This window comes from Streptacidiphilus albus JL83 (assembly GCF_000744705.1).
GTDB lineage: Bacteria > Actinomycetota > Actinomycetes > Streptomycetales > Streptomycetaceae > Streptacidiphilus > Streptacidiphilus albus.
The window spans coordinates 2659089-2680212 of record NZ_JQML01000001.1 but is presented as its reverse complement, the minus strand read 5'-3'; the positions used below and the strand labels follow the sequence as shown (position 1 = coordinate 2680212).

Here is a 21124-nt window from a genome sequence, read left to right as displayed (position 1 = left end):
GAAGCGCCGCGTTGACCGCGGGTTTCGGCCGGTGGCCGAGGGCTCGCGGACCGGCTGCGCGAGCGGCCCGAGCGGATCGGCGCCGCCGTCGAGGAGCTGCTGCGGGTCAACCTCTCCATCGGCGACGGCCTGCCGAGGCTGGCGACGGCGGACGTCGAGCTCGGCGACGTCCTGGTCCGCGCGGGCGAGCTGGTGCTGGTCTGCGTCGAGGGGGCCAACTTCGACCCGGAGGTCTTCGCGGACGCCGACCGGGTCGACCCGGAGCGGGAGCACAACCCGCACCTGTCCTTCGGCGCGGGCCGCCACTACTGCCCGGCCACCGCGCTGGGCCGGGTGCACGCGGAGGTGGCCCTGACCGCGCTGCTGGGCCGACTGCCGGAGCTGCGGCCGGCCGTCCCGGAGGAGCGGCTGGTGTGGCGCACCGGCTTCATCAAGCGGATTCCGGAGCGGCTGCCGGTCCTCTGGTGACGAGCGGTCGGGTCGGATGAACAGGCGGGCCGGCTGCCGGGGATCCCCGGCAGCCGGCCCGCAGGCACTGCGTGCTGACGCCCGGTCAGTCCACCTCGGCCACGGCCTGGGAGAACTGCGCCGAGTACAGCCGGGCGTAGGCGCCCTCGGCCTCCAGCAGGGTGGTGTGGTTGCCCTGCTCGACGATCGCGCCGTCCTCCATCACCAGGATGGTGTCGGCGTCGCGGATCGTGGACAGCCGGTGGGCGATGACGAACGCGGTGCGGCCGGTGCGGAGCTTGGCCATGGCGCGCTGGATCAGCACCTCGGTCCGGGTGTCGACGGAGCTGGTCGCCTCGTCCAGGACCAGGATCGAGGGCTCGGCCAGGAACGCCCGGGCGATGGTGATCAGCTGCTTCTCGCCGGCGCTGACACCGGTGCCCTCGTCGTCGATGACCGTGTCGTAGCCCTCGGGCAGGGTCCGGACGAAGCGGTCGACGTGGGCCGCCCTGGCGGCGGCGACGACCTCCTCGCGGGTGGCCCCGGCCCGGCCGTAGGCGATGTTGTCGGCGATGGAGCCGCCGAAGAGCCAGGTGTCCTGGAGCACCATGCCGATGCCGTCCCGCAGCTCCTCGCGGGACATGCCGGCGATGTCCACCCCGTCCAGCAGGATCCGGCCGCCGGTCACCTCGTAGAACCGCATCAGCAGGTTGACCAGGGTGGTCTTGCCGGCGCCGGTGGGTCCGACGATGGCGACCGTGTGGCCGGGTTCGGCGGTCAGCGACAGGTCCTCGATCAGCGGCTTCTCCGGGGCGTAGCGGAAGGCCACGTGCTCGAAGTCGACCCGGCCCAGCAGCTCGGCCGGGCGCTCCGGGTTCACCGGGTCGGGCTCCTGCTCCGGCGCGTCGAGCAGTTCGAAGACCCGCTCGGCGGAGGCGACGCCGGACTGCACCAGGTTCGACATGCTGGCGACCTGGGTCAGCGGCTGGCTGAACTGCCGCGAGTACTGGATGAACGCCTGGACGTCGCCGATGGACAGCGCGCCGGAGGCGACCCGCAGCCCGCCGACCACGGCGACCATCACGTAGTTGATGTTGCCGATGAACATCATGCAGGGCTGGATCAGACCGGAGACGAACTGCGCCTTGAAGCTGGAGGCGAAGAGCTTCTCGTTCTGCTCGCGGAACAGCTCGGCGGACTCCTCCTGCCGGCCGAAGACCTTGACCAGCGCGTGCCCGCTGTACATCTCCTCGATGTGGGCGTTGAGCTTGCCGGTGGTCTTCCACTGGGCGACGAACTGCGGCTGGGCGCGCTTGCCGACCTTGGTCGCGACGATCACCGAGGCGGGGACGCTGACCAGGGCGATCAGCGCGAGCAGCCAGGAGATGTAGAACATCATGGTGAGCACGCCGACGATGGTCAGCAGCGAGACCAGGATCTGGCTGAGCGTCTGCTGCAGGGTCTGGCCGATGTTGTCGATGTCGTTGGTGACCCGGCTCAGCACCTCGCCGCGCGGCTGCTGGTCGAAGTAGCTCAGCGGCAGCCTGGCGATCTTCTCCTCGACGTCGGTGCGCAGCCGCCGGACGGCGCGCTGCAGCGAGCGGTTCATCAGCCGGGCCTGGACGATGCCGCAGAGCCCCGCGAGCACGTAGATGCCCAGCACCCAGAGCAGCACGCCGCCGACCGCGTTGAAGTCGATGCCGTGGCCGGGGTGGACGTCCTGCATCGAGGTGATCAGCTTGGCCTGGTCGCCGTGGCCGTGCGCGCGCAGCCCGGCCGCGTACTGGGCCTGGGTGACGCCGGCCGGCAGCTTCTTGCCGAAGACCCCGGCCAGGATCAGGTCGGTGGCGTGGCCGAGGATCTTCGGCCCGATCACCGAGAGGGTGACGCTGACCAGGGCCAGCGCCAGCGCGATGCCCAGCAGCGCGCTCTCCGGGCGCAGCAGCCCGAGCACCCGCTTGCCGGAGGCCTTGAAGTTCAGCGACTTCTCGACCGGGCCACCGGCCATCATCCGGCCGGGGCCGGGCATCGCGGCGGGCCCGCGGCGCTTGGCCGCTGCCTCCTGTTCGGAACTCATGCCGCCTCCGCCTCGGTCAGCTGGGACAGGACGATCTCGCGGTAGGTCTCGTTGGTGTCCATCAGCTCGTGGTGGGTTCCGGTGCCGACGACGGAGCCCTCGTCCAGGACGATGATCCGGTCGGCATCGCGAATGGTGCTCACCCGCTGGGCCACGATCACCACGGTGGCGTCGGCGGTCTCGCGGGCGAGGGCCGCGCGCAGCCGCGCGTCGGTGGCGTAGTCCAGGGCGGAGAAGGAGTCGTCGAACAGGTAGATCTCCGGGCGGCGGACCAGGACCCGGGCGATGGCCAGCCGCTGGCGCTGGCCGCCGGAGACATTGGTGCCGCCCTGGGCGATCGGCGCGTCCAGGCCCTCGGGCAGCTTCTCCACGAAGTCCTTGGCCTGGGCGGTCTCCAGGGCCGCCCAGAGCTCCTCGTCGGTGGCGGCCGGGTTGCCGTAGCGCAGGTTGGTGGCGACGGTGCCGGAGAAGAGGTAGGGCTTCTGCGGGACCAGGCCGACGGTCTTGGCGAGCAGCACCGGGTCGAGGTCGCGGACGTCCACGCCGTCGACCAGGACGCTGCCGTCGGTGGCGTCGGAGAGCCGGGGGATCAGCGTCAGCAGGGTGGTCTTGCCGGACCCGGTGCTGCCGATGATCGCGGTGGTCTCGCCGGGGCGGGCGTCGATGCTGACGTCGCGCAGCACCGCCGACTCGGCCCCGGGGTAGCGGAACTCGGCGCCGCGCAGCTCCAGGTAGCCGGTGCGCTTCAGCTCGCGGACCGGGGCCAGCGGCGGGATCACGGTGCTCTCGGTGTCCAGGACCTCCTGGATGCGCTCGGCGCAGACCTCGGCCCTGGGCACCATCATGAACATGAAGGTGGCCATCATCACCGACATCAGGATCTGCATCAGGTAGCTGAGGAACGCGGTGAGCGCGCCGATCTGCATGCCGCCGCTGTTGATCCGGTACGAGCCGAACCACAGCACGGCCACGCTGGAGATGTTGACGACCATCATCACCAGCGGGAACATCAGCGCCAGCAGCTTGCCGACGCGGATCGCGTTGTCGGTCAGCTCCTCGTTGGCGACGGCGAAGCGCTCGCGCTCGTGGGTGTCCTTGACGAAGGCGCGGATCACCCGGAGGCCGGTGATCTGCTCGCGCAGGATCCGGTTGATGCCGTCGATGCGCACCTGCATCGAGCGGAACAGCGGCCGCAGCCGGCTGACGATCAGACCGATCACCACGCCCAGCACCGGCACGATCGCGACCAGCAGGGTGGACAGCGGGACGTCCTGGTTGAGGGCCATGATGATGCCGCCGACGCACATGATCGGCGCGGAGACCATCAGCGTGAAGGTCATCAGCACCAGCATCTGGACCTGCTGGACGTCGTTGGTGCTGCGGGTGATCAGCGAGGGGGCGCCGAAGTGGCCGACCTCGCGGGCGGAGAAGGACTGGACCCGGTCGAACACGGAGGCCCGGATGTCGCGGCCGAGCGCCATGGCGGTGCGCGCACCGAAGTACACCGCCCCGATGGCGCAGAGGACCTGGGCGACGGTCACCCCGAGCATGATCCCGCCGGTCTGCAGGATGTAGCCGGTGTCGCCCTTCACCACGCCGTTGTCGATGATGTCGGCGTTGAGCGTCGGCAGGTACAGGGTGGCGATGGTCTGGATCAGCTGCAGCAGCACCAGGTAGGTCATGGGCCTGGTGTAGGGGCCCAGATGGGCGCGCAGGAGTCGGATCAGCACACGGTTCTCTCAGGAGGTCGAGGTGGGCAGCTGTGGTGGAGCGGGCGGTGGGCCGGCTGTGGGCACATCATCGGGTGATGGCACGGGTTCCGCCTCCGGTGGGCCATCGGGGCGACAGGGAGCGGCGTTACATCTGCGTACACCGTACCCGGTTTTGCGGGGCAGTGGTGGGGCATCGGGTCAGGGCAGTCATGGTAATTCGCTTACTTGCCGACCGGCAAGTGTATTTCCGGAGGGTGCCGCGCAGGTAGCGGACCGACGCCTCTTACATGGACGGCCGTGACGTTCTACCCTGATCGTTGCCCCTTAGTTACTCGTGAGTTAACAACCGTCTCGGCCCGGTGACTGGGCCCTCGGAGGTAGCCGTGAGCCCCACAGCACAGAGCGCGACGTCCGGGTCCGGCCCGTCGCTGATCGACAGCCGGCCCGACTCGGTGGCGCAGCTCTTCCTCTCCCGGGTCGCGCAGACCCCCGATCGCGAGGCCTTCCGCTACCCGGTCCCGGTGGACGAGCACGCCGCCGACGGCGCCCCCGGCGCCGAGGTCTGGCGTTCGCTGACCTGGGCGCAGGCGGCGGCGCGGGTCGAGGCGCTCGCGGGCGGGCTGATGGCGCTGGGCATCCGGCCGGAGGAGCGGGTGGCGATCTCCTGTTCGACCAGGATCGAGTGGATCCTGGCGGACCTCGGCGTGATGTGCGCCGGCGCGGCCGTCACCGCGGTCTACCCCAGCACCAACGCCGACGAGACCGCCTTCATCCTGGAGGACTCCGGCAGCCGCGGCGTTATTGCCGAGGACGGCAAGCAGCTGGCCAAGATCCTGGGGGAGTGCGGCCACCTGCCGGCCCTGGAGTTCGTGGTCACCATCGACGGCAGCAAGCCGGAGGAGCCGCAGGAGGGCGTCGAGGTGCTCTCCCTGGCCGAGCTGGAGGAGCGCGGCGCGGCCTACCTCAAGGAGCACCCGGACGCCGTCGCCACCACGGTCGCGGCCATCGAGCGCGAGCAGCTGGCCACCCTGATCTACACCTCGGGCACCACCGGCCGTCCCAAGGGCGTCCGGCTGGTCCACGACTGCTGGGCCTACCAGGCCGCCGCGCAGTCGAGCACCGGGCTGCTCGGCCCGGACGACGTCCAGTACCTCTGGCTGCCGCTGTCCCACGTCTTCGGCAAGACGCTGACCTCAGGCCACATCCAGCTGGGCACGGTCATCGCGGTGGACGGCCGGGTCGACCGGATCATCCACAACCTGCCGGTGGTCAAGCCGACCTACATGGCCTCCGCGCCCCGGGTGTTCGAGAAGGTCTACAACGGCATCGCGTCCAAGGCCCGGGCCGAGGGCGGGCTGAAGTACAAGATCTTCCTCTGGGCCGCCAAGGTCGCCCGCGACTACGCCCGGGCCGGGCAGGAGTCGCTGATCGCCACCGGCAACCGGACCGTCCCCTTCGGGCTCAAGCTCCAGCACGCCATTGCCGACAAGCTGGTCTACACCAAGATCCGCGACGCCTTCGGCGGCCGGATGCGCGCCTGCGTCTCCGGCAGCGCCGCGCTCGCCCCGGAGATCGGCTACTTCTTCGCCGGCGCCGGCGTGCACATCCTGGAGGGCTACGGCCTGACCGAGTCCAGCGCCGGCTCGACGGTCAACCCCGGCGAGGACTACCGGATCGGCACCGTCGGCACCCCGCTGCCCGGCACCGAGGTCCGGATCGCGGAGGAGGACGGCGAGATCCTGCTGCGCGGCCCCGGCGTGATGCGCGGCTACCACAACAACCCGGAGAAGACCGCCGAGGTGCTGGAGAGCGACGGCTGGTTCCACACCGGCGACATCGGAGAGGTGGACAAGGACGGCTTCCTGCGGATCACCGACCGCAAGAAGGACATCTTCAAGACCTCCGGCGGCAAGTACGTGGCGCCCAGCGAGGTCGAGGGCCGGTTCAAGGCGGTCTGCCCCTTCGTCAGCAACATCCTGGTCATCGGCAACAGTCGCAACTACTGCACCGCGCTGATCACCCTGGACGAGCCGACCATCCTCCAGTGGGCGAAGACCCACGGCCAGGCCGGCCGCAGCTACGCCGAGGTCTGCTCCTCCGACGAGGTGCACGAGCTGATCGGCGGCTTCGTCCAGCGCCTCAACGGCGACCTCCAGCGCTGGCAGACGATCAAGAAGTTCACCGTGCTGCCGCGCGACCTCGACATCGAGCACGGCGAACTGACGCCCAGCCTCAAGGTCAAGCGCCCGGTCGTCGAGCGCGAGAACGCAGCCGCGATCGAGGCCATGTACGAGGGCGCCAACGAGGCCTGAGCACCCGGCTGCCGGGGCCCGCGACCGGGCCCCGGCAGCCCGCACCGACCGCTCTCAGCCGCGCGGGCTGCGCCGACGGCGCACCCGCAGCAGCACCAGCCCGGCGCCGACGAGCACCACCAGACCGCCCAGCGCGACCGGCGCGGCGACCTCGTCGCCCTGCTGCAGCCCCGGCTGGTGGAAGTCGGCGGGCGAGGGCAGGCTCGCCCAGTGCGCCACCGGCCAGGCCACCACGAACGCCCGGCCGACCACGTCGCTCAGCGGCACGAAGCCGGCCGTGCTGCCCGGGCCCTGGTAGTGGTAGCGGGAGTCCTCCGAGTCGCCGCGGTTGTCGCCCATCACCCACAGGTAGCCCTTGGGCACGGTCACCGTGCCGACCGGTTCCTGGTCGCAGGGGGTGGCCCCCGGGTAGAGGTACGGTTCCTTCAATGCCACGCCGTTGACCGAGAGCGGCGCCCCGGCCTTGCAGACCACGGTGTCGCCGCCGACCGCGATCACCCGCTTGATCAGGTCGCCGTCGTCGGCCGAGGGCATCAGCCCGATGGTGCTCAGCACCGACTGGGTGTCCCGCACCATCGCGTTGCTGCTCGGGTGCGGCGCCTCCGCGCCGGTGAGCCAGCCGCCCGGGTCCTTGAAGACGATCACCTGGCCGCGCTGCGGCTCGGCCCCGAACCAGGGGCTGAACTTGTCGACCAGCACCCGGTCGTTCTTCACCAGGGTGTTCTCCATCGACACCGAGGGGATCACGAAGGCCTGGACGAAGAAGGTCTTGATGACCACCGCCAGCACCAGCGCGATCACCACCAGGAACGGCAGCTCCTTCCAGAGCGAGCGCTGCGGCTTCGCCGCTGCTCCGGTCCTGCTCCCACCACCGCGGACCGCCTCGGCCACGTCTCCGTCCGACGCTGCCCCGTCCGTTACCGCACCCGCCGCCTGCTCGTCCATTCCGCCGTCCCCTCCGTGCCGATCAACCCATCACCCCAACGAACGGTAGTTCCCGCGCGGCGCGGTTCGGACGGCGCATGCCGGACAATGGAGGGCATGCCCTCCGCTCTCCCCGACGGCGAAGCCGTCCCCGCCGACGGCGCCCTGCCCGAATCCGCGCTGCGCGGGCTCGGGACGCGGCCCTTCGGCTTCTACGTCCACGTGCCCTACTGCGCCACCCGCTGCGGGTACTGCGACTTCAACACCTACACCGCCACCGAGCTGCGCTCGGCCGCCGGGGACTCGGGCGCCGTCGCCTCCCAGGAGACCTACGCCGACAACCTGGTCGCCGAGATCCGGCACGCCCGGCGCACCCTCGGCGACGTCGACCTGCCGGTGCAGACCGTCTTCCTGGGCGGTGGCACGCCCACTCTGCTCCCGGCCCGGGACCTGGTCCGGATGCTGGCCGCGATCCGCGAGGAGTTCGGCCTCACCGAGGGTGCCGAGGTCACCACCGAGGCCAACCCGGAGTCGGTCGACCCGGCCTACCTGGCGGAGCTGCGCGAGGGCGGCTTCAACCGGCTCAGCTTCGGCATGCAGAGCGCCCGGCCGCACGTGCTGGACCTGCTCGACCGCCGGCACACCCCGGGCCGCCCGGAGGCCTGCGTGGCCGAGGCCCGCGCGGCCGGCTTCGACCACGTCAACCTGGACCTGATCTACGGCACCCCGGGCGAGAGCGACGACGACTGGCGCGCCTCGCTGGAGGCCGCGCTCGGCGCGGGCCCGGACCATGTCTCGGCCTACGCGCTGATCGTCGAGGAGGGCACCAGGCTCGCCGCCCGGATCCGCCGCGGCGAGATCCCGATGACCGACGACGACGTCCACGCCGACCGCTACCTGATCGCCGAGGAACTGCTGAGCGCGGCCGGGCTGCACTGGTACGAGGTCTCCAACTGGGCGACCACCGCCGAGGCCCGCTGCCGCCACAACGAGCTCTACTGGACCGGCGCCGACTGGTGGGGCGCCGGACCCGGCGCCCACAGCCATGTCGGCGGCGTCCGCTGGTGGAACGTCAAGCACCCGGCGGCCTACGCCCAGGCGCTCGCGGAGGCGCGCACCCCGGCGCACGGACGCGAGCGGCTGGAGCCCGAGGACCGCCGGGTCGAGCGGATCCTGCTGGAGCTCCGGCTCGCCGACGGCTGCCCGCTGGAGCTGCTGCACGAGACCGGCCGCAAGGCCGCCGACCGCGCGCTGGCCGACGGCCTGCTCGCCGCCGAGCCCTACGCGGCCGGCCGGGCCGTCCTCACCCTGCGCGGCCGACTGCTGGCCGACGCGGTGGTGCGCGACCTGGTGGACTGAGACCCGGCGGACCGCCCGTCCCTCCCGGCGCACCCCCTCGCCGGGTCGGGATCCGGCACCCGGTAGGGTCCGGTTCCGACCACGAATCTCCCAGGCCTGGCGGGACGCGAACGGGGCGCATCTTGGCTGTCGACGATCTGCCGGGCCCGGTCGTGATCTTCCTCAATGTCATCGGCGTGCCCTGGCCCTACCTGAACGAGGACGAGGTCCGCCGGTTCGCCGGCCTGGTCCGGGACTTCGGTGCGGCCCTGGAGCGGACGCACCAGGACGCCGGCACGGCGGTGGCGGACTTCGCGCAGGCCTACCAGGGGGCGGCCACCCGGCGGATGCAGTCCGGCTGGTCCCGGCTCTCCGAGCAGCACGTCCAGGACCTGCTCGACGGCTGCCGGGTGCTGGCGGAGGCACTGGACCTGGCGGCGGACTACATCGTCGCCCAGAAGGCCGAGGCGCTGGCCGAGCTGGTCGGCATGGCGGCGACGTTCGTGGCGGACCAGGCGGCCTCGGTGGTGACGCTCGGGCTGGCGGAGGCCGCCGTCCCGCTGATCGTCGCGACCGGGAAGGAACTGCTGGAGACGCTGAAGCAGGAGATCATCCAGCACATCGTCGGCGAGGTCGTCGAGGCCGCCGCCGAACCGCTGTTCGCCAGGATCGAGGAGGCCATGTCCGGCCTGGACTGGTCGCAGACCGGCGCGCCCGGCCAGGACGGCCCGGGGGACGGCTTCTCCGTCGACCACGGCGCCGCCGGGACGCACCTCCAACTGCTGAGCGGGTACGCGGAGACCATGCGCGGCCACGCGCAGGTGCTGCGCGGCGGCGTCGCCGGGCTGGCCTTCTGATGGCCGCAGGCGGAGAGGAGAAGGCGGTCTTCGAGGGGCTGCGGGCGGACGCGGAGAAGTCCCTGCCGAAGATCGCCGAGAAGCACGCCGAGCTGGTCGACGCGGCGGTGGAGAAGGGGACCAGGAACCTCGCCGACCACGCGGCCAACGAGAGCGAACTCGCCGAGTCCTTCCGCTCCACCATGCCCAGGGAGGAGACGCCGCCCGCCCCGACGCCTCCCGGCCTGCCCGAGGAGGCGGGGGGAGGCTCCCGGATCGCCGATGCCCTGGACTCCGGCCCGGGATCCGATCCTGTCCCCGATCCCCTCCCCGACGGCGCCCCGGCCGCACTCGATCCCGGGACGCCCCGGCTGGGCCGCGACGCGCTGCGCGACTCGCCGGATTTCGACACCCAGATCGACCAGGAGCTGAACGCCCGCGGACTGGACCGCGCCGAGCACGACCGGCTCCGGACCACCCCCACCAACGATCTGACGGACGAGCAGATCCAGCAGGTGGTGGACGTCCGCAACACCATCACGATCTCGGACGGCCAGGTCGTCACCAAGGTCCTCGGCGAGGACGTCGCCAAGTCCTACATGGAGAACGCGGAGGTCCTGCCCAACGGGCGCGAGTTCGATCCGACCCAGTTCGGCGGCTCCGTCGCGCGCGGCACCGACACCGCCGGCCTGACCACCCCCGCCGAGCTGCGCGACGCCCTCGCCCTCGACGACAAGGGCGCCGGTTGGACCCCGGTTCCGGAGGGGGCGAGTGAGGCCTACCAGCTGCGGCTGCGCGCCCCCGAGGAGTTCGACACCGCCGTCACCTTCGGCGCGGTCGACGATCCGGCCGTCGCCCAGCACGTCGCCGACCTGGCCGGGGTGAGCACCGGGCGCCCCTGGCAGGACCCCTTCATCGGCACCGGCTACACCGGCGGAGGGATACCCGAGTGGGAGGCCGCTCGCGGCCCCCTGCCCGGCGGGTCCGAGATCTGGAGAATGACTTCGGACGGCAAGGAGTCTCTCGCCGCCCACTTCAACGGAATCAGGTGGATCAAGATCAATGGCTAGCGCACGCCCGTACCGCCCCGGTCGGTTCGTCGAGTACCGGGGCCGGACCTACCGGGCCCTGACCGACGATCGCCTGCCGATGATCCCGCTCCGGGTCGAGGGGCGCGCGCCCGTCCCGGAGGGCTTGGAACCGGATCCCGGGGGACGTGCCGACGTCTTCCTCGTCGCGCCCGCGGACGTCACCGCCTGGTACGCCTCCAGCTGGACGTTCCGCTGGAAGGGCGAGCTCTTCTCCAGCGGCGGAGCCCGTGACGGCCGGATCAACGGGTACTACCTGGGCACCAAGGGGGCGGCCTTCGCCGACGCCCACCTGACGCGGACCGGGGCCATCGAGTACGAGGGCACCTTTCCCCTGGAGGAGGTCACCGACCTCACCGAGGAGCGCCACGACCTGCTCGCCACCTGGAAGGAACGGCACCCGGAATGACCACCACCGCCGGGCTCTCCCCCCGTACCGTCATCCAGCTGCCGGTCACCCGGCAGCTCGCCGGGCAGTACCTGGCCAACACCGTCGTGCCCGGCAGCTTCGAGCCGTCCGCACTGTGGGGGCTGTGCTCCCGCCTGGTGGACGTGATCGACGCCGAGTCGGGCGCGGCCGTGCGGGCCCACCACGGGCTGGCCGGGGCCGAAGCCGACTTCCCGGTGGGGGACGGCCTGTTCGTGCTGCGCTTCCAGGCGCACTGGCCGGAGCTGTTCCGGGCCTCGTTCGGCGGCCGGAGCACCGCCGCTGCGGCCAGGCTCGGCTCCACCCTGGTGCTGCCCGCCCCGTTCCTCGGCACCGGCTACACCGAGTACCTGCCGGTGGCCGTTCCCGAGTACTGGCTGGAGCTCACCGAGGCCCCGGTCGGCGCCGAACTCTGGCACCTGGCCGAGGACGGCGCCGAAGGCTGGGAGCAGCCACTGGCCCGCTACTCCGGCCGCCACTCCGGCTGGCACGCCTTCCCGGCCGCCGAGGACCTCGGCCTGCCCACCGGCCCCGTGGTGCCCGCTCCGGGAGGCGGCGGCGTAGCGCGCGGCCTGATGGTCACCTTCCAGGGCACGCCCCACCTCGCCGACTTCGGCCCGAACCCGGGCGAGGCCACCGCCTACCGGGCCGCCGAGGACGGCACGACGCTGACCCGGCGGCTGGAATTCGCCCAGTGCGAGGAGGTCGGCTACCGCCGGCTGCTGGTGTCCTGGCGCGGCGCCCCCTTCGAGGTCCTGGCGACCACCGACGGCATCGCCACCCTGGCCCTCACCAGTGGCAACGCCGAGGAGGCCGCCTGGTTGGGCCTCTCCGCCGCCGGCCGCCACGCCTGGCGCGCCCGGGTCCCGGCGGACGACCTCGACGAGATGACCGAGGAGCTCCGCCCGCTCGCCGCGCCCGGTCCGGCCCGCTGATCACGCCGGAGCGGTCACGCCGGAGCGGTCACGAAGTCGATCAGTTCCTCGACCGCGCGCAGCAGCGTCGGGTCCAGGTCCTTGTAGGAGTTGACGGAGGCCAGGATCCGGCGCCGCCAGGCGTCTCCGGTGTCGGCCGGCCAGCCGAGGCGACGGCAGACGCCGAGCTTCCACTCCTCGCCGCGCGGCACCTCCGGCCAGGCCGGGATGCCGACCGAGGCCGGCTTCACCGCGGCCCAGACGTCGATGTAGGGGTGGCCGACCACCAGCACGTCGGCCCCGCCGACCTGCTGGACGATCCGGGACTCCTTGGAGCCCGGCACCAGGTGGTCGACCAGCACCCCCAGCCGGCGTCCCGGCTCGGGGCGGAAGGAGGCGACGATCGCCGGGAGGTCGTCGATCCCCTCCAGGTACTCCACCACCACGCCCTCGATCCGCAGGTCGTCGCCCCAGACCCGCTCGACCAGCTCGGCGTCGTGCTTGCCCTCGACGTAGATCCGGCTGGGCAGTGCCACCCGGGCCCGGACGCCCTTGACGGCCACCGATCCCGAGGCCGTCCGCGCGGGCGCGGCCGGTCCGGCGGCGGTGCCGGGGCGGACCAGGGTCACCGGCTTGCCGTCGAGCAGGAAGCCGCTCGGCGTCATCGGGAAAACCCGGACCTTGCGGTGCCGGTCCTCCAGGGTGACGGTGAAGCCCTCGGCGGTCTTCTCGACCCGCAGCACGGCCCCGCAGAAGCCGGTGACGACCTCCTCCACCACCAGGTCCCGCTCGGCGGGCACCTCGGGCGCGGGGACCGACCGCTTCCACGGCGGGGTCAGGTCGGGGCTGTAGCGGCGGCTGTCCACGGGGCGGGTCACAGGCCGGGGGCTCCCCACACCGGGAACCAGCGGGTGAGGTCCTGCTCCAGCCGCAGGTCGTTGCCGATCATCGCCTTGATCTGGATCTCCAGCGGGTTGTCCCGCTTCTCGCCGGGCAGCGGGGCGAAGGGGTAGAAGCTGCCCCGCTTGAACAGGTAGACCAGCGCCAGCCGGCGGTGCTGGACGTCGGTGAAGTTGACCAGCGAGCAGAGCAGCTGCGGCCCGAAGCCGGTGCTCTCCAGCGCGCTGTTGACCGCGTGGATGTCGTTGACCAGCGAGACGAAGTCCTCCGGGTCGTGCCGGGAGGTCAGCCAGGTGTAGCCGTAGGAGTCCCGGCTGGACTCGATCGGCGTGCCGCCCCGGCCGGTGTCGGCGTCCAGCAGCGCCTGGACGTCCTGCTGGATCTGGGCGAAGGCGCCGCCCTCGGCTGCGGCGAAGCAGACCGAGCCGACGCCGGTGGGCTTGAACCCGGCGGCGGCCTCCAGCGTGATCGCCGCCGAGGGCAGGCCGAAGAGCTGGTCCAGGTCGGGCTTGACGGGCTTGGTGCGGCCGAGCAGGGCGTCCAGGAAGCCCATGGGGGTCAGCTCCTCGGTAGGCAGGGCGGGCAGGAGGCGGTGCGGGCCCCGAAGGGGCTACTGGCGGCCGAGCTCGGCGGAGATCTTGCCGAGCTGCTCCAGCCGCTTCTCCAGCGAGGGGTGGGTCGAGAACGCGTTGCTGATCGCCTCGCTCGGCTTCAGCGCCGGGGCGAAGTAGAAGGCGTTGAACGGCTGCGCGCGGCGCAGGTCCTGGGTGGGGATGGCGGCCATCTGCCCGGTGACCTTGGTCAGCGCCGAGGCCAGCGCCGAGGGGCGGCCGGTCAGCTCGGCGGCCGAGCGGTCGGCGGACAGCTCGCGGTAGCGGGAGAGCATCCGGGTCAGCAGGAAGCTGATGGCGTAGGCGACCGCGCTGACCGCGATCACCGCGAGCATGATCATCCCGCTGTTGTCGTCCCGGTTGTCGCGGCGGTCGAAGCCGCCGAACATCCCGAACTGGACGCCCACCCTGGTGATCACACCGGCCAGCACGCCCAGGAAGCCGGCGATGGTCATCACCATCACGTCCTTGTGGGCGACGTGGGAGAGCTCGTGGGCGAGCACGCCCTCCAGCTCCTCCGGCTCCAGCCGGCGGAGCAGCCCGGTGGTGACGCAGACCACGGCGTTCTTCTCGTTGCGGCCGGTCGCAAAGGCGTTCGGTACGTCACTCTGAGCGACGGCCACCCGCGGCTTCTGCATGTCGGCCAGCGCGCAGAGCCGGTCCACGGCGCCGTGCAGCTCCGGGAACTCCTGCGGGGTGACCTCGCGGGCGCCCATGCTGAAGGCGGCGATCTTGTCGCTGAACCAGAACTGGGCGATGAACAGCCCGGCGGCGACCACGACCACGATCGGCCAGGCGCCCTTGAGCAGCACGATCAGCGCGCCGACGAAGACCACGTACAGCAGCCCGATCAGGAACATCGTCAGGACCATGCGGTTGGTCAAGCCCCGGTCGGGGGCAAAGCGTGTCCTGGCCATGACTCTCTCCTCAAAGTGTGCCTTCTCCATGCAATTCTGCCCTGTCGGGCTTACCCACAAGTACGTCCGGGGCGGCCCGGCCGTTCCGGTGGCGCACCCTTCCGCCTTACACTGGCCGGACGGGTATTGGCACTCCTTTCCCCAGAGTGCCAGAACCGACCGACCGCAGGAGGTGCGTGCCCCGTGCTTGAGGAGCGCAAGCTCGACGACCGCAAGCTCGCGGTGCTGCGTGCCATCGTCCAGGACTATGTCGGGACCGAGGAGCCGGTGGGCTCGAAGGCCCTGGTCGAACGGCACAATCTCGGCGTGTCCCCGGCCACCGTGCGTAACGACATGGCCGCACTGGAGGACGAGGGCTACATCCACCAGCCGCACACCAGCGCCGGACGGGTGCCGACCGACAAGGGCTACCGGCTCTTCGTCGACCGGTTGACCGAGGTCAAGCCACTGTCCGGGGCGGAGCGCCGAGCCATCGGCAACTTCCTGGACCACGCGCTGGACCTGGACGACGTGGTGGCCCGGACGGTGCGGCTGCTGGCGCAGCTGACCCGGCAGGTCGCGGTGGTCCAGTACCCCTCGCTCTCGCGTTCGGCCGTGCGCCACGTCGAACTGGTCTCGCTCACCCCGACCCGGGTGATGCTGGTGCTGATCACCGACACCGGCCGGGTCGAGCAGCGGCTGATCGACTGCCCCTCGGCGGTCGGCGAGACGCTGCTCGCGGACCTGCGGGCGCGGTTGAACAGCAGTGCCGGGGGCCAGCGCTTCGCCGAGGTGCCGACCCTGCTGCAGGACCTCCCCGAGGGCTTCGAGCACGAGGACCGGGGCGTGGTCACGGCCGTGCTGTCGACCCTCTTCGAGGCGCTGGCGGAGCAGACCGAGGAGCGGATCGTCATCGGCGGTTCGGCCAACCTCACCCGCTTCCCGCACGACTTCCCGCTCACCATCGCCCCCGTGCTGGAGGCCCTGGAGGAGCAGGTGGTCCTGCTGAAGTTGCTCGGAGAGACCGCGGACGCGGGCATGATGGTGCGGATCGGCCGGGAGAACGCCTACGAGGGGCTGAATTCCACGTCGGTCGTGTCGGTGGGCTACGGTTCGGGCGACGAGACCGTCGCCAAACTGGGCGTGGTCGGGCCGACGCGGATGGACTACCCGGGCACCATGGGCGCCGTCCGGGCAGTGGCGCGGTACGTCGGCCAGATCCTGGCGGCGTCCTAGCGTCCTTGCCTGAGCTGGATACTGGATCGTCGGCGCGAACGGAAACAAGCGGAGCATTTTGGTGGCCACGGACTACTACGCGGTACTCGGCGTCCGGCGTGACGCGGGTCAGGACGAGATCAAGAAGGCGTTCCGCCGTCTGGCGAGAGAACTCCATCCGGATGTCAACCCGGACCCGAAGACCCAGGAGCGGTTCAAGGAGATCAACGCCGCCTACGAGGTCCTCTCGGACCCCAACAAGCGGCAGATCTACGACCTGGGCGGTGACCCGCTCTCCGCCAACGGCGGCGGTGCGGGCCCGGCGGCTTCGGCGCCGGGGCCGGCTTCGGCTTCAGCGACATCATGGACGCCTTCTTCGGCGGCGCGGCCGGCGGCCAGCGCGGCCCGCGCTCGCGCACCCGGCGCGGCCAGGACGCGATGATCCGGATCGACATCGACCTCGAAGAGGCGGCGTTCGGCACCACCAAGGACATCCAGGTGGACACCGCCGTCGTCTGCACCACCTGCAACGGCGAGGGCGCGGCCCCCGGTACCTCCGCCCAGACCTGTGACATGTGTCGCGGTCGCGGCGAGGTGTCGCAGGTCACCCGGTCCTTCCTGGGCCAGGTCATGACCTCGCGCCCGTGCCCGCAGTGCCAGGGCTTCGGCACGGTCGTGCCGACCCCCTGCCCCGAGTGCGCCGGCGACGGCCGGGTCCGCGCCCGGCGCACCCTGACCGTGAAGATCCCGGCCGGTGTCGACAACGGCACCCGGATCCAGCTGGCCGGCGAGGGCGAGGTCGGCCCCGGCGGCGGCCCGGCCGGCGACCTCTACGTCGAGATCAGCGAGAACGCCCACTCGACCTTCCAACGGCGCGGGGACGACCTGCACTGCACGGTCACCCTGCCGATGACGGCGGCCTCGCTGGGCACCAAGGTCCCGCTGGAGACCCTGGACGGCGGCGTCGAGATCGACGTCCGTCCCGGCACCCAGTCCGGCCAGTCGATCCCGCTGCACGGGCGGGGCATCACCCACCTGCGCGGCGGCGGCCGGGGCGACCTGATAGTGCATGTCGAGGTGCAGACCCCGAGCAAGCTCGACGCCGAGCAGGAGGACCTGCTCCGCCGGCTCGCCAAGCTGCGCGGCGAGGAGCGCCCCTCGGGCACCTTCGCCCCCGGCCAGCAGGGACTCTTCTCCCGGCTGAAGGACGCGTTCAACGGGCGCTGAGCCCGTCCGCACAGAACCGACCACCGAGGGGGCGGGCCGCTGACGGCCCGCCCCCTCGGGCTCTCCCCGCTTGGAGACCATGTGACCGCCCCCGTGTTCGTCGTGGACACCGCCCGGCTCGCCCCCGTCGGGGGGGTGGTCCGCCTCGACGGGGCGGAGGGCCGGCATGCCGTCGCCGTGCGCCGGCTGACCGTCGGCGAGCAGGTGGTGCTCACCGACGGCGCCGGAGCCGGGGTGTCCGGCGAGGTCTGCGGCGTCGAGGGCAAGGACGTGCTGGAGGTCCGGGTCGGCGGGCTGCTGGCCGAGCCCGCTCCCGAGCTCCGGCTGGTCGTGGTCCAGGCACTGCCCAAGGGCGACCGGGGCGAGCTGGCGGTCGAGCTGATGACCGAGGTCGGCGTGGACGAGGTGGTGCCCTGGGCGGCCTCCCGCTGCATCACCCAGTGGAAGGGCGAGCGCGGGGCGAAGGCGCTGGCGAAGTGGCGGGCCACCGCCCGCGAGGCCGGCAAGCAGTCCCGCCGGCTCCGCTTCCCGACCGTCGCGGAACCGATGAGCACCCGGCAGGTCGCCGAACTGCTGGCCGGCGCGGCGCTGGGCGCGGTGCTGCACGAGGAGGGCGCCCAGCCGCTGGCGGACGCCACCCTGCCGGCCTCCGGCGACGTGGTGCTGGTCGTCGGCCCGGAGGGCGGGGTCTCCCCGGACGAGCTGGCGCGTTTCGCCGAGGCCGGCGCGGCCCCGGTCCGGCTGGGCCGCTCGGTGCTGCGGACCTCCACCGCCGGCGTGGCCGCCGGGGCGCTGCTGCTCGGCCGCAGCGGGCGCTGGAGCTGAGCCCGGAGCCGCGGAACGCACCCTGTCGAACGGTCAGCGGCGCGGTTACTGTGGCCGGGTGACTCCACCCGCGGGTTGGTTCCGGTATCCCCATCTGCATGACGGACTGGTCGCCTTCGTGGCCGAGGACGACGTCTGGCTGGCCCCGGTCGAGGGCGGCCGGGCCTGGCGGGTGAGCGCGGACCGGGCGCCGGTGAGCCGTCCCCGGTTCTCCCCGGACGGCACGCTGCTGGCCTGGACCTCCAGCCGGGACGGGGCGCCGGAGGTGCACGTCGCCCCGGTCGAGGGCGGCCCGGCGCGGCGGCTGACCCACTGGGGCAGCGCGAAGACCGCGGTGGCCGGCTGGACCGCCGAGGGCGAGGTGCTGGCGCTCAGCTCGGTCGGCCGGATGTCCGGGGTGCATGTCTGGGCCTTCGCGGTGCCGCTGGACGGCGGCCCGGCCCGGGAACTGCCGTACGGGCGGGTGAGCGCGGTCGCCGCCGAGCCCGGCGGCGCGCGGGTGCTGCTCGGCAGCGCCGGGATGGGCGTGGAGCCGGCGCGCTGGAAGCGCTACCGGGGCGGCACGGCCGGCAAGCTCTGGCTGGGCACGCCCGGCACGGACGGCGCCGAGGGGGACTTCGCCAGGATCCACGCCGACCTCGACGGCAACATCGACTCGCCGATGTGGGTGGGGGAGCGGATCGCCTTCCTCAGCGACCACGACGGCCAGGGCCGGCTCTGGTCCAGCCTGCCGGACGGCTCCGACCTGCGCAGCCACGGCGAACACGACTTCTACGCCCGCAACGCCTCGACCGACGGCGTCCGGGTCGTCCACCACAGCGGCGGCGACCTCTGGCTGGTCGACGACCTGGAGCAGGCCCGGCCGCGCCGGCTGGAGATCCGCCTCGGCGGCCCGTCGACCGGGCGGCTGCCCTACCCGGTCCAGGCCGGCCGCTACCTGGGCGCCGTCCAGCCGGACGCCGAGGGCCGGTCCAGCCTGGTCGAGGTGCGCGGCACGATCCACCGGGTGACCCACCGGGACGGCCCGGCGCGGGTGCTGGCCGACGCGCCGGGCGTCCGCCACCGGCTGCCCCGGGTGCTCCCGGACGGCGGCGCGGTCTGGGTGACCGACGCCGAGGGCGACGACGCGCTGGAGTTCGCCGACGGCCGGCGCATCGCGGCCGGGCGGATCGGCCGGGTCGAGGCCCTGGCCGTCTCCCCGGACGGCGCCCGGCTGGCTGTCGCCGACCGCGACGGCCGGGTGCTGCTGCTCGACGCGGCGGCCCCGGACGGCGACCCCGCCGTCACCGAGCTGGGCCGGAGCGCCGGGGGCGAGGCGACCGGCCCGGTGTTCTCGCCGGACTCGCAGTGGCTGGTCTGGTCGCAGCGGGTCGACCAGCTGGAGTCCCCGCGGCAGCTGCGGATCGCCCGACTCGCGGACGGCTCGGTGACCGAGCTGACCGAGCCGCGCTTCACCGACTTCTCCCCGGCCTTCACCACCGACGGCAAGCACCTGGCCTTCCTGTCGGTCCGCGACTTCGACCCGGTCTACGACGCCCATGTCTTCGACCTGTCCTTCCCGCTGGCCTGCCGCCCCTATCTGCTGACGCTGGCGGCGGACACCCTGTCGCCCTTCGGCCCGGAGCTCCGGGGTCGCCCGCCGGGCAAGGGCGGCGAGGGGCCGACCCCGGCCCCGGTCGCGGCCCCTGCCGCCGCGGCCGGTCCCGTCGACGGCGCCGGGGCGGATGACCCGGTCGCGGCCGACGACCCGGCTGCGCCGGCCGAGCAGCGGGACCGGCCCGCCCCGACCCGGGTCGACCTGGCGGGCCTGGCCGACCGGATCGTGCCCTTCCCGGTCCCGGCCGGGCGCTACTCGGCGCTGCAGGCGGTCAACGGCGGGGTGGCCTGGCTGAGCCGGCCGCTGGCCGGCCAGCTGGGCACGGCCAGGGCCACCCCGGAGGCCAAGCCCGAGCGGGCGGCGCTGGAGCGCTTCGACTTCGCCGGCCGCCGGGCGGAGACCCTGGTCGACGCCCTCAGCTGGTTCCGCGTCTCCGGCGACGGCAGCCGACTGGCCGTGGTCGACCACGAGGAGCTGCGGATCGTGCCGGCCGACCGCAAGGTCGGCCGGGAGGACCCGGACGAGTCCGTCCAGGTCGACCTCGCCCGGGTGCGGGTCACCGTCGACCCCGCCGCCGAGTGGCGGCAGATGTTCGACGAGACCGCCCGGCTGGCCCGGGACAACTTCTGGCGGATCGACCTGGGCGGCCTGGACTGGGACGCGGTGCAGCGCCGCTACCGTCCGCTGGTGGAGCGGGTCGGCAGCCACCACGACCTGGTCGACCTGCTCTGGGAGCTCCAGGGCGAGCTGGGCACCTCGCACGCCTACGTCCGCGACTTCGGGCACGGCGCGCCGCCCGGGCGCCGACAGGGCCTGCTCGGCGCGGACCTGGCCCGGGACGGCGACGGCCGCTGGCGGGTGGTCCGGGTGCTGGCCGGCGAGTCCTCGGACCCGGCCGCCCGCTCCCCGCTGGCCGCCCCCGGAGTCAACGTCCGCGCCGGGGAGGCGCTGCTGGCGGTGGACGGCCGTCCGGTCGACCCGGTCACCGGCCCCGCGCCGCTGCTGGCCGGGACGGTCGGCAAGCCGGTGGAGCTGACCGTGGCCGGGGTCGACGGGGCCGAGCGCGCGGTCGTGGTGGTACCGATCGGCGACGAGGAGCCGCTGCGTTACCACGCCTGGGTGGCGGGCCGGCGGGCCCGGGTCCACGCGCTGTCCGAGGGCCGGCTGGGCTACCTCCACGTCCCGGACATGGTCGCCAGCGGCTGGGCGCAGCTGCACCGCGACCTCCAGCGGGAGATGGCCAGGGACGGCCTGGTGGTCGACGTCCGGGAGAACCGGGGCGGGCACACCTCGCAGCTGGTGGTGGAGAAGCTGAACCGCCGGGTCATCGGCTGGAGCCGGACGCGGGACCGCACGCCGTACACCTACCCCGAGTACGCGCCGCGCGGCCCGCTGGTCGCCGTCGCCGACGAGTTCTGCGGCTCGGACGGCGACATCGTCAACGCCGCCTTCCAGGCCCTGCGGCTGGGTCCGGTGGTCGGCGTCCGCACCTGGGGCGGCGTCATCGGGATCGACTCGCGCTACGAGCTGGTGGACGGCACCGGGGTGACCCAGCCGCGCTACTCGACCTGGATGGAGGGCTACGGCTGGGGGTTGGAGAACCACGGGGTGGACCCGGACGTGGAGGTGGTCTGCACCCCGCAGGACTGGGTGGCCGGCCGCGACCCGCAGCTGGACACGGCGGTGCGGATCGCGCTGGAGGCGCTCGCGGAGCACCCGGCGGCCACCCCGCCGGAGGTGCCGCGGCTGTAGCGCGGGCGGCGGGCGAATGTGAGAAG

16 protein-coding genes and 1 pseudogene are annotated in these 21124 nt (G+C 72.7%); 11 read left to right on the top strand and 6 right to left on the bottom strand.

Going from position 1 to position 21124, the window contains the following annotated elements:
• The first annotated feature begins 54 nt into the window (after positions 1 to 54).
• Positions 55 to 468 (top strand): cytochrome P450, encoded by a 414-nt coding sequence (locus BS75_RS44170; protein ID WP_081982256.1) that lies wholly within the window; start codon positions 55 to 57, stop codon positions 466 to 468.
• Positions 469 to 553: 85 nt separating this feature from the next.
• Here the strand turns inward: BS75_RS44170 and BS75_RS11620 are convergent, their stop codons facing one another.
• Together BS75_RS11620 and BS75_RS11615 are read right to left on the bottom strand one after the other, a co-directional pair.
• Complete coding sequence (locus tag BS75_RS11620; protein ID WP_034088177.1) at positions 554 to 2524, bottom strand: ABC transporter ATP-binding protein; 1971 nt, start codon at positions 2522 to 2524, stop codon at positions 554 to 556.
• Positions 2521 to 4254, bottom strand: coding sequence for an ABC transporter ATP-binding protein (locus BS75_RS11615; RefSeq protein ID WP_034088176.1), 1734 nt, complete (start codon positions 4252 to 4254; stop codon positions 2521 to 2523). Before BS75_RS11615 ends, BS75_RS11620 begins: the two co-directional genes overlap by 4 nt.
• Before the next feature lie 365 nt (positions 4255 to 4619).
• Between BS75_RS11615 and BS75_RS11610 the strand changes: the two genes are divergently transcribed.
• Positions 4620 to 6548, top strand: coding sequence for an AMP-dependent synthetase/ligase (locus BS75_RS11610; RefSeq protein WP_042436926.1), 1929 nt, complete (start codon positions 4620 to 4622; stop codon positions 6546 to 6548).
• Positions 6549 to 6602: 54 nt separating this feature from the next.
• Here BS75_RS11610 and lepB read toward each other — a convergent pair whose 3' ends face one another.
• On the bottom strand, positions 6603 to 7493 hold the full coding sequence (gene lepB, locus BS75_RS11605) for a signal peptidase I (protein ID WP_034088175.1): 891 nt from the start codon (positions 7491 to 7493) through the stop codon (positions 6603 to 6605).
• 96 nt (positions 7494 to 7589) lie between these two features.
• On the opposite strand from lepB, the gene hemW reads away from it, so the two are divergent.
• The 5 genes from hemW (at position 7590) to BS75_RS11580 (ending at position 12096) form a co-directional block, all read left to right on the top strand.
• On the top strand, positions 7590 to 8831 hold the full coding sequence (gene hemW / locus BS75_RS11600; protein ID WP_034088174.1) for a radical SAM family heme chaperone HemW: 1242 nt from the start codon (positions 7590 to 7592) through the stop codon (positions 8829 to 8831).
• 122 nt (positions 8832 to 8953) lie between these two features.
• Positions 8954 to 9667: a WXG100-like domain-containing protein gene (locus BS75_RS11595; RefSeq protein ID WP_034088173.1), complete on the top strand. Its 714-nt coding sequence runs from the start codon at positions 8954 to 8956 to the stop codon at positions 9665 to 9667.
• Positions 9667 to 10716, top strand: coding sequence for a hypothetical protein (locus BS75_RS11590; RefSeq protein WP_034088172.1), 1050 nt, complete (start codon positions 9667 to 9669; stop codon positions 10714 to 10716). The genes BS75_RS11595 and BS75_RS11590 overlap by 1 nt, the downstream gene beginning before the upstream one ends.
• Positions 10709 to 11143, top strand: a complete 435-nt coding sequence (locus tag BS75_RS11585; RefSeq protein ID WP_034088171.1) for a hypothetical protein — start codon at positions 10709 to 10711, stop codon at positions 11141 to 11143. The genes BS75_RS11590 and BS75_RS11585 overlap by 8 nt, the downstream gene beginning before the upstream one ends.
• Positions 11140 to 12096 carry a hypothetical protein gene (locus BS75_RS11580; RefSeq protein WP_034088170.1) on the top strand — a complete coding sequence of 319 codons (957 nt, stop codon included), beginning with the start codon at positions 11140 to 11142 and terminating at the stop codon, positions 12094 to 12096. Before BS75_RS11585 ends, BS75_RS11580 begins: the two co-directional genes overlap by 4 nt.
• Before the next feature lie 14 nt (positions 12097 to 12110).
• Here BS75_RS11580 and BS75_RS11575 read toward each other — a convergent pair whose 3' ends face one another.
• From BS75_RS11575 to htpX, 3 genes are read right to left on the bottom strand one after another with little or no spacing between them, the layout of a single operon-like run.
• Positions 12111 to 12941: a DUF3097 domain-containing protein gene (locus BS75_RS11575; RefSeq protein WP_034092845.1), complete on the bottom strand. Its 831-nt coding sequence runs from the start codon at positions 12939 to 12941 to the stop codon at positions 12111 to 12113.
• Positions 12942 to 12949: 8 nt separating this feature from the next.
• Complete coding sequence (pspAB, locus tag BS75_RS11570) at positions 12950 to 13528, bottom strand: PspA-associated protein PspAB (protein ID WP_034088169.1); 579 nt, start codon at positions 13526 to 13528, stop codon at positions 12950 to 12952.
• Positions 13529 to 13585: 57 nt separating this feature from the next.
• The gene (htpX, locus tag BS75_RS11565; RefSeq protein ID WP_034088168.1) at positions 13586 to 14503 is read right to left on the bottom strand and encodes a zinc metalloprotease HtpX; all 918 of its coding nucleotides are present in this window, start codon (positions 14501 to 14503) and stop codon (positions 13586 to 13588) included.
• Positions 14504 to 14686: 183 nt separating this feature from the next.
• Here htpX and hrcA point away from each other — a divergent pair, with 183 nt between their 5' ends.
• The 4 genes and pseudogenes from hrcA (at position 14687) to BS75_RS11545 (ending at position 21098) form a co-directional block, all read left to right on the top strand.
• Positions 14687 to 15718: a heat-inducible transcriptional repressor HrcA gene (gene hrcA / locus BS75_RS11560; protein ID WP_034088167.1), complete on the top strand. Its 1032-nt coding sequence runs from the start codon at positions 14687 to 14689 to the stop codon at positions 15716 to 15718.
• A gap of 61 nt (positions 15719 to 15779) precedes the next feature.
• Positions 15780 to 16924, top strand: a pseudogene (dnaJ, locus tag BS75_RS43300) (molecular chaperone DnaJ).
• Between the two features lie 81 nt (positions 16925 to 17005).
• The gene (locus tag BS75_RS11550; protein WP_034088166.1) at positions 17006 to 17749 is read left to right on the top strand and encodes a 16S rRNA (uracil(1498)-N(3))-methyltransferase; all 744 of its coding nucleotides are present in this window, start codon (positions 17006 to 17008) and stop codon (positions 17747 to 17749) included.
• A 58-nt stretch (positions 17750 to 17807) separates the two neighbouring features.
• On the top strand, positions 17808 to 21098 hold the full coding sequence (locus BS75_RS11545) for a S41 family peptidase (RefSeq protein WP_034088165.1): 3291 nt from the start codon (positions 17808 to 17810) through the stop codon (positions 21096 to 21098).
• Positions 21099 to 21124: the final 26 nt, after the last annotated feature.

Bases quoted from the DNA above. Each gene is read 5' to 3' on its own strand.
- BS75_RS11620 (WP_034088177.1), bottom strand. From the start codon at position 2,524: ATGAGTTCCGAACAGGAGGCAGCGGCCAAGCGCCGCGGGCCCGCCGCG.
- lepB (WP_034088175.1), bottom strand. From the start codon at position 7,493: ATGGACGAGCAGGCGGCGGGTGCGGTAACGGACGGGGCAGCGTCGGAC.
- hemW (WP_034088174.1), top strand. From the start codon at position 7,590: ATGCCCTCCGCTCTCCCCGACGGCGAAGCCGTCCCCGCCGACGGCGCC.
- BS75_RS11590 (WP_034088172.1), top strand. From the start codon at position 9,667: ATGGCCGCAGGCGGAGAGGAGAAGGCGGTCTTCGAGGGGCTGCGGGCG.
- BS75_RS11585 (WP_034088171.1), top strand. From the start codon at position 10,709: ATGGCTAGCGCACGCCCGTACCGCCCCGGTCGGTTCGTCGAGTACCGG.
- BS75_RS11580 (WP_034088170.1), top strand. From the start codon at position 11,140: ATGACCACCACCGCCGGGCTCTCCCCCCGTACCGTCATCCAGCTGCCG.
- pspAB (WP_034088169.1), bottom strand. From the start codon at position 13,528: ATGGGCTTCCTGGACGCCCTGCTCGGCCGCACCAAGCCCGTCAAGCCC.
- htpX (WP_034088168.1), bottom strand. From the start codon at position 14,503: ATGGCCAGGACACGCTTTGCCCCCGACCGGGGCTTGACCAACCGCATG.